11 protein-coding genes are annotated in these 12373 nt (G+C 45.5%); 2 read left to right on the top strand and 9 right to left on the bottom strand.

All coding sequences use genetic code 11. The features are described from left to right. Nucleotides 1–151: 151 nt before the first annotated feature. The 7 genes from JQX58_RS12070 to JQX58_RS12040 form a co-directional block, all read right to left on the bottom strand. On the bottom strand, nucleotides 152–454 hold the full coding sequence (locus JQX58_RS12070; protein ID WP_204147119.1) for a type II toxin-antitoxin system RelE/ParE family toxin: 303 nt from the start codon (nucleotides 452–454) through the stop codon (nucleotides 152–154). Beyond that, complete coding sequence (locus tag JQX58_RS12065) at nucleotides 442–699, bottom strand: type II toxin-antitoxin system Phd/YefM family antitoxin (RefSeq protein WP_204147118.1); 258 nt, start codon at nucleotides 697–699, stop codon at nucleotides 442–444. Before JQX58_RS12065 ends, JQX58_RS12070 begins: the two co-directional genes overlap by 13 nt. A 204-nt stretch (nucleotides 700–903) precedes the next feature. After that, nucleotides 904–4674 carry a hypothetical protein gene (locus tag JQX58_RS12060; protein ID WP_204147117.1) on the bottom strand — a complete coding sequence of 1257 codons (3771 nt, stop codon included), beginning with the start codon at nucleotides 4672–4674 and terminating at the stop codon, nucleotides 904–906. Between the two features lie 151 nt (nucleotides 4675–4825). Further along, the gene (locus JQX58_RS12055; protein ID WP_204147116.1) at nucleotides 4826–5236 is read right to left on the bottom strand and encodes a hypothetical protein; all 411 of its coding nucleotides are present in this window, start codon (nucleotides 5234–5236) and stop codon (nucleotides 4826–4828) included. A 110-nt stretch (nucleotides 5237–5346) separates the two neighbouring features. After that, entirely contained in the window at nucleotides 5347–5874 is a 528-nt protein-coding gene (locus JQX58_RS12050; protein ID WP_204147115.1) for a hypothetical protein, read from the bottom strand. Between the two features lie 105 nt (nucleotides 5875–5979). After that, nucleotides 5980–6624, bottom strand: a complete 645-nt coding sequence (locus JQX58_RS12045) for an 8-oxoguanine DNA glycosylase OGG fold protein (RefSeq protein ID WP_204147114.1) — start codon at nucleotides 6622–6624, stop codon at nucleotides 5980–5982. An 86-nt stretch (nucleotides 6625–6710) separates the two neighbouring features. Then, nucleotides 6711–7256 carry a DUF6624 domain-containing protein gene (locus JQX58_RS12040; protein ID WP_204147113.1) on the bottom strand — a complete coding sequence of 182 codons (546 nt, stop codon included), beginning with the start codon at nucleotides 7254–7256 and terminating at the stop codon, nucleotides 6711–6713. Between the two features lie 1033 nt (nucleotides 7257–8289). Here JQX58_RS12040 and trpB point away from each other — a divergent pair. After that, a complete protein-coding gene (gene trpB / locus JQX58_RS12035; RefSeq protein WP_204147112.1) occupies nucleotides 8290–9552 on the top strand; it encodes a tryptophan synthase subunit beta in 1263 nt (420 codons plus the stop codon). Nucleotides 9553–9554: 2 nt separating this feature from the next. Then, nucleotides 9555–10343, top strand: coding sequence for a tryptophan synthase subunit alpha (gene trpA / locus JQX58_RS12030; protein ID WP_204147111.1), 789 nt, complete (start codon nucleotides 9555–9557; stop codon nucleotides 10341–10343). An 80-nt stretch (nucleotides 10344–10423) separates the two neighbouring features. Here trpA and JQX58_RS12025 read toward each other — a convergent pair whose 3' ends face one another. Then, nucleotides 10424–10720 (bottom strand): antibiotic biosynthesis monooxygenase family protein, encoded by a 297-nt coding sequence (locus JQX58_RS12025; protein ID WP_204147110.1) that lies wholly within the window; start codon nucleotides 10718–10720, stop codon nucleotides 10424–10426. 102 nt (nucleotides 10721–10822) lie between these two features. Further along, entirely contained in the window at nucleotides 10823–12307 is a 1485-nt protein-coding gene (gene glpK, locus JQX58_RS12020; RefSeq protein WP_204147109.1) for a glycerol kinase GlpK, read from the bottom strand. Nucleotides 12308–12373 lie beyond the last annotated feature (66 nt).

Here is a 12373-nt window from a genome sequence, read left to right as displayed (position 1 = left end):
AATAAGAAGAGGCTAACGCCGTATTAAGGTGTGAGCAACGCTACCACAATACTTGTTTATTACGCCGTAAACACAAAAGTCGAATCAAACCAAAACAGCGAAGCGTTGCGAATCCGTCTTAAAGCGTTTGTTAGCCGCTCATTCTCAAAGGTTATTTTTTACTCAACAGGAATTTACGTAAATCTCTCTCAGCACGCATAACAAAAAGAATAAACACCTTGTCGCCGTCTTGCTTATAGAAAACACGACATGGATTAACGACAACTTCACGATAATTTAAATGTTCTAGTTCGGGTGGAATACGACCTGACTCTGGGAAAGTTTGTAGTCGTTCGACTTTGGAGAAGATCGTTTGTACTAACTGCTTTGCAGCTACGATATTTTCAAGTGCTATGTATTCTGCGATATCGTTGAGGTCAGATAACGCTGGCTCAGTCCAGATTATTTCAGCCATTTTGACATTTTTTCCTTGGCTTCATCATGACTTACCGCTTTACCGTCAGCTAGTGCGCGTTCACCTCGTGCGATCCCCTCAAGAATAACCAAACGATTTTGCATAAACTCGTAATCATCAACATCAACTAGATACGCAGATGGCTTACCATGCTCGGTAATTAACACTGGTTCTTTAGTGTCGTGGAGATCGGCGAGGATCTTGGTTGCTTGGCGTTTAAGTGATGTAACTAGTTCTACTTTCATGAGGGCCGCTCCAAAGGAATACTAAAGTGATACTATTCTATCACTTTGAGCATAGCAAGCCCCATGACGGCTAACGCCCGCATTTGCGGATGGTTTGGAGCGCAGCGGAAAACCAGTCCGACAACATGCGCTTGTTAAACGGTACTTAGGTTCTAGTCGCTAGACACCCGAAGGAACCATAGAAAATAGCACTTAAGATTTTAGCTAATTCAAATCTACAGTTTGATCATGACGATTTGCATCTGAACGATAATGATCTGCAAGTTCCCTTAATATTTTAGCTGTGCGCGGGTATATCAACTGTACAGACTCTGAATCCTTTTGATACCCCTCAGCCAGCTTCCTTTCTTGATCTCCACCTGCGTGTGGATGCCTAGTAGTAACACCCCTAGAATTTAGCTTTCCGTTGATTATACCGTCTTCAAAAGACTCCGTTTTTAGAGATTCGATTGTGTCCCTAACAGACTTTTTCGGCCAAATTTTATCCTCTTCATCTGGCTGACATTTGGAGAGGTATTTTCCTATGTATAGGTCGCCAATATCTAACCTGCCACATTCAACTAACTGCTCCCTAGCCAATGAAACCCACTCACCAATAAAGTCATCTTCTGGTAAAAGGTGCAAAGTATCAAGTATATCCCACGCTGCACTAGCAACTTGTTTCGCCTGTTCCTTAGGCATGGTTTCCTCTTCTTCAACACCGTCTTTTCTTACAAAGACCCACTTTATTAATTGCACAAAGCTCGATGGATCTTTTGCAATTGACTTATGAATAAAAGTTGGTGAGAAATCATGATGACGAAAAGCTTTTGCATACAGCCATTCAACCTGCAATACCTCTTCGTCACTGCACTGGCCAGAATCCTGAATAAACTTTATTGCCTGAGTAATATCGTGGCTTACAGCCTGTATTGAAACCCTATCTATATCTTCAGGGTTAGTAGCGACCTTTATAAGTATTTGATGAGCAAGCTTGGCATCTAGATCTCCAGCACTTTTTCCACGGTGGAGATATTGGGCAAATGCATCAATGGCAGCTAGAGGTCTGCCATTCTTCAATAGGTTCCTAGAAATATACTCTACCAAGGAGGAATCTTTATCTTGAACAAAGTAATATGCGATCTTGTGCCAATAACTCTCTTGTACGGACTCTTCACACGCATCAAGTATATCGAATGTTTCTTGGGTAACAGGGAAATTCACTAGCATTTGGCTTTTAATGTTTTCATCAACCAAATGATGTTCGCTAATTATTTTCTTGGTACTAGTAAAGTCGGAATGTGCCATTGCTGAAAAATATCCATTTGAGCACTCTTTATAACAGTCATCTTGTCCTAACCAGGCAACCAAATCATCAACGAATAAATCTTTTAGTTTAGACTTATATAATGAAAAACCCACCAGCCGAGGAAACTGACAGTTTTCTAATAGGTCTTTAAAGCCCTCAAACCCAGACTTATCATATAATTCTTCTAGTTTTTCAACTCGCAAATATTCTAAGTATTCCTGCCTTTCATCATAGGGCACTTTTCTTCTTTTGACAGGGTCAATCAGATCAGGCCAATGATCATCAAAAAGATACTTCGCATTGAGTACGGGGCTATCAAAATCAAGGTGCAGATAAACCTCTTCCAATTTGGTTATCACTTCATCTGGCCATACCCAATCGGAACCTGAGAACTCTCTATGCCTAGAGATTAAGTCCCTTAAACGCTTAAGTAATTTTTTACGAGAATCTTCAGACAACTTATCGATATCAACTGATAGCAATTTATCAATGATTATTTCGCGCTGAGTAACGGTATAGGAATCGAAGTTACTCGCTAAATCGATGTATCTGTTATCTGGGTCTTTGTCGGCTTCAGCGATCATCATATCAACAATTTTTCCGACATATGAAAAATAGTCGCTTTGCTTAGTAGTTTTATCAACCCCCTCAGCCCAATGTTGATAATCTGGACTAGCTATCCCACTTGTCGTTCTGGTATTACCGACCAATAATTCACGCATCAACCTCCAGGCAACTTCGGGATACTGTTTTAAGAGGACTTGTTTAATAAGGTTAGCCCGCTCATCATGCGTAGCAGAGCTATATGTAACCCATCCAATAAATATGTCGACTAATGAAGAAAATGGCCTATTACCGTATCTTCCGCCAGGATCTATTTCTGAAAGCCTTGCTAAGGCCTGACATACTCTAGTGAGGTAGTTTTTATTCCAGGATATGGTTTCTAAAGCCCACAAAAGATCAGAGTGGTAACACCCGCCAGTAAAACTATCTTCGGCTTCCGAATTAAATAGGCCAAGCAAAGGTGAGTTTTCACCTAGAGAGGATCTATCTACCGCATCTAGAAAAACTTCTGGCGCAGCTTCCGCTAAAGGTGATGTAGATCTACCAAGTGAATACCAGAACTCCGTCGTGTTATTATCTTTGAAAAGATGATTCAACCAAGTATCAATCTTAATCTTAACCGACATCCCACCAAGCTGAGATACATAATCATCACTATAAGTTGACAGTAAGGCTAAAGTATCAGCTATATCTCTTTTCAATAGCCCAGAATATTTGGGTATATTTCCCTTAACAGACGCCATCCATCTTTCATCTGGATCTAGGTTAAACGATGGATCAGTATCACCTAACACCTTGCCACAAATGTCACCAAGCCTATCGATATGGGACACTGACAATAAGCTTCTAATGTTCAACCAAACGTCAATCTTAGATATCACTTGCCAAGCTGCACCAACTCTTCTGATAGGCGCATCAGAGAAAGTGGATAGCTTATCTAGTTGCTTTTCAAGCTGGTCGTAATCCATTCCCGATAAAGCGGACAAAATATCTTTGTCACTGTCATTATTCGAATTCCACGCCGTGGCAAAAAAGGCTGCAAATAATACATCTGCGTCAATCTCTGTTGGCCACTTTGGTGCAATATATTCTCTAGGCCTTAAAATTTCATGTCTCAGAAGTGGCTCCAAATAGCCTTTAGTATCAGAATATAACTTAGAGGCCTGACTATCATTAAAGCCGAGTTTTTGAATCGCCTCCTGCTGAATTAACCTAGGCCGCTTATCTAAACGGATAAGAGGGGTTTTCTGGCTTGATTCATCTGTAGGCAATATCACAGTATGCCCATTACTAACTGCATCACCGACCCCGTTTGGCTGGAAATTAATTGGCATTAGTATGAGCGGAGATTTAGATGATGCGATATCGTCCCAAGCCGGCTGGTTGAGCACTGTTAGAAATTTAGAGCTTAGTGAATCATCATTTAAAATGACCGAAAGAATAAACCCTTGAGATTCATTGATAGACTTGGCACATACTGTATAACTGGCGGAGTTGCCCATTAAAGAATCTTTTAAGCGATCAGCTTGCTCATCCCTTTTGTGGAGAAAAAAATCATCAGTGAGTGAAATCTCTGTGATATTGGAAAACTTTGACCAGCTCTGTTCAATATCCCATAAATTAGGACACCGTTTACCTATTAACTCTGCAAACCAACGATGTACCGCCGGGCACTGTTCCAGCCAGTCACACAGAACTTTTGCATTGATTGCTTTTACGCTACCCCATTCTTCTTCAAGGTTCTTCTCGGCTTCCCACTTGGATCTATCTTTCCAATGTCTCGATGTTACAAAAACGTAGGTAGTGTTATTTTTATCAAATGGGTCAGGATCCTTGGTTCGCTTTTCATAATCATCATTTGCTTTTGAGTTGACGCTTTTGTCGGTTCCAAACTCCCAAGCCGACACTCCCGATGGCACAAATAAATTCCCCTGATCAACTTCAAGCTCGCCATCCCAACCACCGGTGGATACAGAGTCCCCAAATGGAAAATCAATTTTTCTTGGATTGGATGAAGCCCGTATAAGTTTATATATAAGCTGAGGAAGTAACTCTTCTGACCTGCGCTTATCTATAGCAGTCCAGTTCTTTATATCGTTCTCCATGACATGCCAACCAGACATAGTTACTCCTTTTAGTGATCGATGATCATGAACTCATGAATATTTAATTTATTAGGCCCGCATAAGTTGCAAGTGAACGCGATTTCAATGCCATATAACGCCGCCAGCAGGGGCGCAGAATGCGCCCCAACTAGCTGGCTTTGTTATAAGGTTATTCAACAAACTTGTCGTTCGCCCGCTCTTCGCAAAGACTATCCCATACTCTCTTAGGAATAAGTTTACTCGCCCATCCATAATAGCCCCATGTTTTCGCAAGGTCTTCCTGCCAACAAGCATCACACATCAACGAATGAAAATGAACGCTACCGTTCATTATATCCTCGTAAACCTCATACAAGCTTTTTGGATAATTACAATAACATTTATATTTAGGATCTCTTTTCCGCTCATATAAAGGACCGACTAAGCGTTGATATATTTTAGGATGAATTTTTTTAAATCGCTGATGCACTGCATCTAAAACATCAACTCGATCTTTTTCTAAGGCATTTTTCCTTAAAATTAGAAGACTCTTTTCAGAGTCATATCGTCCTTGATGAATTCTAGAAACTATTCCAGCCATGGTTTAGTTTTCCTATGCCTCATAACGCCGCATTAAGGCGTGAGCGGCGCTTGGCTATACTTGAGCGAAGCTAAACTGCCAAGCGTTGCGAATCACTCTTAAATGCTTTGTTATATGTGTGGTTCTTTCAAACGCTGAACTAGTGATTCCACAACCTTTGAGCCAAAATCTTCCATACTCTCTGGACCACCATAATCATTGCCCACTTGCTCTCGAAGATAGTTGTGTAGACAAAGTGCACTAGCAAACATGTGTTCAAATAATGGAATGATGTCGTGATTGTAACTGGGCTCGTAGTGAACAACCCACTTATTGCGAAAATCCAAGACTTGTAACTGATAGTCTCGAAATTTCTTTGCAGAAATACCTAAATCAGAGAAAAGATGCTTCCTGAAGTCCGCATAATCAGTAACTAGATTTTTCCAGTGACATTCTTCCGTGTCGTTGCCAAATAACTTACACCAACTAATAACTGTGTCACATAGCATCACATTGTGAATATGAGTAAACGTAGATTCTTCTTTGGAGCTAGCATCGTATACCCCGCATAATTTATCTAAGCCACCCATCAGATAATAAGAGCGAAAGAATGAGTTGAGAACGAAAAATCGTCCGTGCATTTCAACTGGATTGTACATTTTTACCTCTAAACATATAACGCCGTATTAAGGTGTGAGCGGTGCTTGGCTGTACTTGAGCGAAGCGAAACTGCCAAGCTTTGCGAATCACTCTTAAATGCTTTGTTAAGTATGTTGTTTTAGGTTTTGCCCAAACATAAATAAAAACATCTCTGCCTGTGCTGCTGTGCACTCAGAAGATAATGCAAAATCATTCATAATTTTCAGATACTCAGGATAAAGGTTTGGCGCATTTGTATAAGTTATACGCTTCATGCCAGCAAACTCTTTATAAATACCTGTATTGATGGCTTCAATTACACGAATGTCCAAAATTAGTGGCTCATGCCCCTCAATTTTACCTCCAACAAAATAGAGAAATTTTGAGTATGTAGACAACCCTAACCCACTAATTTCTTTTACTTTGTTGTAGTGTGTTTCCCAGTCATCAATACCTTGCGATGCACACTTTAATAAAGAGGCTATCTCAGGCAATTTCGTGATAATCTTTGAGAAGTTGTTGCCTCTCATGCCTGATGAGTAGCCCCATAGAATCGTTGATATTATTAACTTGTTGTAATCCTGAGTGTCTGCGATGTCTTTGAGGTCTTGCCTGCGTAGTTTTACATCCTGTTCACCAGAAAATATAGATTGTATTGTATTCCAAATTTCTGGGTGGCTCTCTTGATACTTTTCCCAAGTAGCTAGTTTTGTACCAATAGCATGATCTGCTACAGGCAAATGACCAATCAAGGGTTTGTAATTTTCCATAGTTCCCTCTGAATACCTAACGCAGAGCGCACCGGCGACCTTGACGCAGCGAAGCGGAGACAAAGGCGTCCGAGTGCCGCGTTTTGTTAACTGGATTGTTCGATATTGGCACGGCGCTTCCGCTCCTGCTCAGTCATTTGTTCCTGGCGCTCCTCGATGGAGTTCAGTCCAAGACGCGCGCGGCGTTCATTAACCGTAGCAGAATCCTCAATAGGAAACGGTATCGGCCAACCGTTTTCATCAACATCAAACTGAGTGCCGTAGTATTGAGACTTGCCTGCTAGAGTACGCACCCGATCCTGAAGGAATGCCAACTGCCAGCCCGCTACATCCTCTCTTGCAACGGCACATTCTAGTAGGAAGACACACTCCCCCATGAACTCGGGATCTGAAACGGAATGCTGAACGACCAGCCATGCAGCTTTGGCGCCCTCTTCCCCAGCTAGTGAAATACCGGGCCAGCCGTGAGCACCAATAATCTCTTTCAAGCGAGAAGCATTCTGCTCATGCAGAGCTTTCATCCGAGGATGATAAGACTCCGATGGCAGCTCTCCGGAATCGAAGAGTTGCTGCAACAACCGCTGGTCTTCTGTCATCATCGTGACCAGCTCATCCGCAAGATTCTGATTCATGGGTTCCTTCCCAGTTAACATTTTAATAGTGCGCATGCGCGTTTACACAGTGCCATCGTGCTCAATAAGTCGCCTATAACAACCTGTTTTAAAACCACTTTTTAGACTTACCCCACAACAACTTAAAACACAAAATCGAGCATGCGCGTTATAATTTTTTTTGACAGCACGTTGTTAGGGTTGATTGATTTTACAGAGCCCACAACTGCTGACACATTACTGACAGACGATACCCGATTCCAGTGTCCTTCCCAAGCTCAAATGCACCATTTTAGACCAAAGGTTGATGTTTTATTGATCCTATCAAGCAAAGCGATAGTTGTAGCCGATGCTGTTTATCAGCCACCCAGCTAGAGTAACGAGCTTACAGATTATCCCTCGGGGACCGAGGTCCTACAGCTTTGGCGCTTCGGTTTGCCGTGGAGGTTGCTGATTTGATCGCGGCACGGAGTGCGCTCGTACAAAGGTTCGCAGGCTTCTTAGAAAGATTGCCGAGCTTGCGGATTATTCCCTCGGGGACCGAGGTCCTACGGCTTTGGAGCTTCGGTTTATCGTGGAGGTTGCTGATTTGATCGCGGCACGGAGTGCGCTCGTACAAAGGATCGCTGGCTTCTTAGCGAGATTACCTAGATTGCAGGTTAATCCCTCGGGGACCAAGGTCCTACGGCTTTGATTCTTCGGTTTGTCGTGGAGGTTGCTGGTTTGATCGCGGCACGGAGTGCGCTCGTACAAATGGTCGCTGACTTCTTAGCTAGATCTCCTAGATAGCAGATTATTCCCTCGGGGACCGAGGTCCTACGGCTTTGGGGCTTCGGTTTGCCGTGGAGGTTGCTGGTTTGATCGCGGCACGGAGTGCGCTCGTACAAGAGCTGTAGGCCGCTGTAAGTAAGGCTTTTAGCATTAACTAAACGCTATAGTAAATAAATTGCATTTCTAGGCTTGACGGTGTGGGTTTTCTCTATTAACTTTACCTCATCGTTTAGTTATTAATTTTGATGCCTATGAGGCATTGTTGATCCGATAGGAGTCTTTCATGCAAAGCAATAATGGTTACTACGGTGAGTTTGGCGGGAGTTACATCCCGGAGATTCTGTACGCGAGCCAGCAGCAAATTCTTCATGCTTTTGAGGAGGCGAAGAACGATCCTGAGTTTATTGCGGAGTTGAAGGACACTTGGCAGAACTATTCTGGCCGCCCTACGCCGTTGACCTTTTGTAAGAACCTAACTGACCACTTCGGCGGTGCGCAGATTTACCTTAAGCGTGAAGATTTAAACCAGTCTGGCGCGCACAAGATGAATAACGTGATTGGCCAAGCGCTGCTTGTGAAGCGCATGGGTAAGAAGCGTGTGATCGCGGAAACCGGTGCCGGGCAGCACGGTGTCGCGACGGCATTGATCTCGGCCCGTTTGGGTCTTGAGTGTACCATTTACATGGGCGCCAAAGATGTGAAGCGTCAGTATCCAAACGTGTTTTGGATGAAGCAGTTAGGTGCCACTGTGGTGCCTGTAGAAGAAGGCGCGCAGACTCTGCGTGACGCCTTGGATGAAGCATTACGTGACTGGTCTTCAAGCCATGAAGACAGCCACTACCTGATCGGTACGACCTGTGGTTGTGCGCCCTTCCCTGAGATGGTGGCGTACTTCCAGTCGGTGATCGGTGAAGAAGTCAAAGAACAAAGCCAAGCGCAGTTTGGCCAGTACCCAGATCGCTTGTACGCGTGTGTCGGTGGTGGCTCGAATGCTTGTGGTTTGTTCTTGCCATTCCTAGAAGAGAAAAACGTAGAAATGGTCGGTGTTGAAGCCGGCGGTAAAGGCTTAGAACTAGGCCAACACTCGATCCGTCTATCCAACGGGTTGGGTCAAAAAGGTATCGCTCAGGGCTTTGCGACCATGTTTTTGCAAGACGATAATGGTCAGTTACAAGAAACACATTCGATCGCGGCGGGTCTAGATTACGTGGGCGTGTCCCCCATCATTGCTCACTTGGCGCAAGAAGGTCGCATTCAGATGACCTACGCCATGGACGACGAAGTGGTTGAAGCGTGTTCTTTGCTACTGAAAAAAGAAGGCATCATCCCAGCATTGGAATCGTCTCACGCGCTAGCCGGTGCGTTTAAAGATGCGCCAAATCTGCCAAAAGAATCACGCATTGTGATCAACTTGTCAGGTCGTGGCGATAAAGACATCTTTAACGTCGCTAAGGCGATGAACGATCTTACCTTCCCAGAGTTCTTGGAGAATTACATGGCCGATTACAACGAACATTTGTCAGACAACAACCAAGGGGAAGCGTAAGCATGAGCCAATTAGCCCAATACATTGCCGACAAACGTCAGCAAAAGCCGATTTTGTCTATGACGCACGTGGTCTACGGCTACCCTACGGTACAAGAGAGCTTGGATTGGATGGCGACGCTGCTAGAAGCAGGCGCCGACTTTATCGAAGTCCAGTTTCCGTTTTCTGATCCCGTGGCCGATGGCCCGACGATCGTGGCGGCGTGTCACGGAGCCCTGCACGACCAGCAGCTAACGGTTGAGCAGTGTCTATCAGACATCGGTCAGCTAGGTCGTGATTACCCACAAAGCCGCATCGCGCTGATGAGCTACCTCAACCCAATGTACCGCTACGGTCTTGAGAAGCTGGTAAAACGCTGCGCCGAAGAAAACATCCAAGGTTTGATCCTGCCAGATCTACCGTACGAGCAAGCGACAGAGCTGCGCTCTTACTGTGATACTCACGGTGTTGATCCAGTTTGGTTGGTGACGCCCGTGACACCTAAAGATCGTTTGGCATTTTTAGCCAGCGAAGCGCGTGGTTTCTTGTACTGCGTGGCACGCTCAGGTGTAACAGGTAACTCCAACCACAATGGCGGCGAGCGCCAGTCATTAGACGAGTACTTAGCGGAGATTAATTCCCATGCCAATGCACCGATCGGTGTTGGCTTTGGTATCCGTGAAAAAGCCCATGTAGACGCCCTAAAAGGCAAAGCGGATGTGGCGATCATTGGTTCAGCATTGCTAGATGCCTACAACAAAGGCGGTAAAGAAGAAGGTCTGAAGTTGTTTAACGGTTTGTTTAACGCTTAATAGACCGTCTTGGCTGACAATCAATAGCACTAAAAAAGGCGCCCCAAGGGCGCCTTTTTTGTGGCTGAATGAAGCAAAACTTAGGCTTTAAAATGGCCAATCTCTTCGTAGATTTTAATGTCTTTAAGACGCGCCAATTTGCTCATCTGCGTGACTTCTGGCGGATTCTCTGAAGACCAAAAGGTGCGCCAGTCATCTTCTGAATTCCAGCGCGCGATGGTTAACACCGTGTGAGCGTCTTTGCTGTCCTTGAGCAAGCAGCTACCGTGGGCGCCTTGGTAGACTTCGCGCACCAAGGTCGTCGTCTGTTGCCACGCTTCGCTAAACGCTTCTAGATTCTCGGGCACCACATACCATTCGTAAATCACTCGGATCATTGGGTCATCCTTACCACACGCAGTGGGTTATCTTATTGTTGTCTGATTAAACCGTGATAGCCTCAATATAAACGCCAGCTCAGATTTTTGCACCCCATGTTTTTACGGTGTCGAGCGTACTCGTTGCACGGCTTCTAACCAGCCTTGATAGAGCGTACTGCGATTGTCTTCGCCCATTTCAGGATCAAAGCAGCGCTGGGCTTGCCACAGTTCACTGATGTCATCGAGGGAGTCAAACACGCCCGCTTTAAGCCCCGCCAAGTACGCCACGCCCAAGGCAGTGGTTTCGGTCACCACAGGGCGCTCTACTTTGATGCCCAGCAAATCACTTAAAAACTGCACCACTAAATCATTGACCACCATGCCGCCATCCACTCGCAGCGTGCTGAACTCTGCGCCATCTTGGGTCATGGCATCGACAAGGTCTTTGGTTTGGTAACACACGGAGCGCAAGCCAGCGTTGACGATGTCATAGACGCTGGTATCACGGGTCAGGCCGATCATGGCACCACGTGCGTCTGGGTCCCAATACGGTGCGCCAAGGCCAGTAAACGCCGGCACTAAGTAGACGGTATCGGCATTGAGCGCACGCTGGGCCAGACTCTCGGTTTCGCTGGCATGATCAAACAGTTGCAAACCATCACGCAGCCATTGGATTGCAGCGCCCGCGACAAAGATACTGCCCTCTAAAGCGTAGGTGACTTCGCCATTGATACGATAGCCCACGGTGGTCAGCATTTTGTGCTCGGATTTCAGCACCTCACTACCAGTATTGAGGATCAAGAAACAGCCTGTGCCGTAGGTGCTTTTCACCATCCCGGGGGCAAAACAAGCTTGGCCGATCAGCGCGGCTTGTTGGTCTCCAGCAATGCCTTGCACCGGAATCTCAGCCCCTAGCCACTGGGCATCGATAACACCAAAGTCATCACTGGAGTCCATCACTTCTGGGAAAATTACAGCTTGGATGCCAAACAGCTCGATCAGCTCTTGATCCCACTGCTGGGTATGAATGTTAAACGCCATGGTGCGCGCGGCGTTGGTGGCATCGGTGCGATGGCTGGCGCCTTTGCTCAAACACCACAGTAGATAACTGTCGACCGTACCAAAAGCGATTTTGCCCTGCTCCGCACGCGCCTTCACGCCGTCTACATTGTCCAAAATCCAGCGAATCTTGGTGGCCGAAAAGTACGGATCGATCAATAGACCGGTTTTGTCTTGCACGCTTTGACCATGGCCTTGTTCGACCAGCGTTTGGCATACGCTACTGGTGCGACGGTCCTGCCAGACAATGGCGTTGTACACCGGCTCGCCGCTGTCTATGTCCCATAAAAGCGTGGTTTCACGTTGGTTGGTGATGCCCGCACTCAGTATGTCTTGGGCACTGATGGCTTGTTCTTTAAGCAAGGTTTGGCACACGTCTAGAGTGGTTTGCCAAAGATCTTTTGGGTCATGCTCGACCCAGCCGTCTTTGGGGAAGTGTTGCTTAAACTCTTGCTGTGCTTGTCCGAGTGGATTGCCGCGTTGGTCAAATAAAATGGCTCGCGTGCTGGTGGTGCCTTGGTCGATGGCGAGTAAATAGGTGCTCATGGCAATCATCCTTGCAATGACAACGCGGCCGCTCAAAGCGCACGCGTCAGATCGGTTGTTGTTATG

The sequence above is a fragment of the Marinomonas ostreistagni genome (assembly GCF_016888445.1).
GTDB lineage: Bacteria > Pseudomonadota > Gammaproteobacteria > Pseudomonadales > Marinomonadaceae > Marinomonas > Marinomonas ostreistagni.
This window is presented reverse-complemented; position numbering and strand designations above follow the sequence as displayed.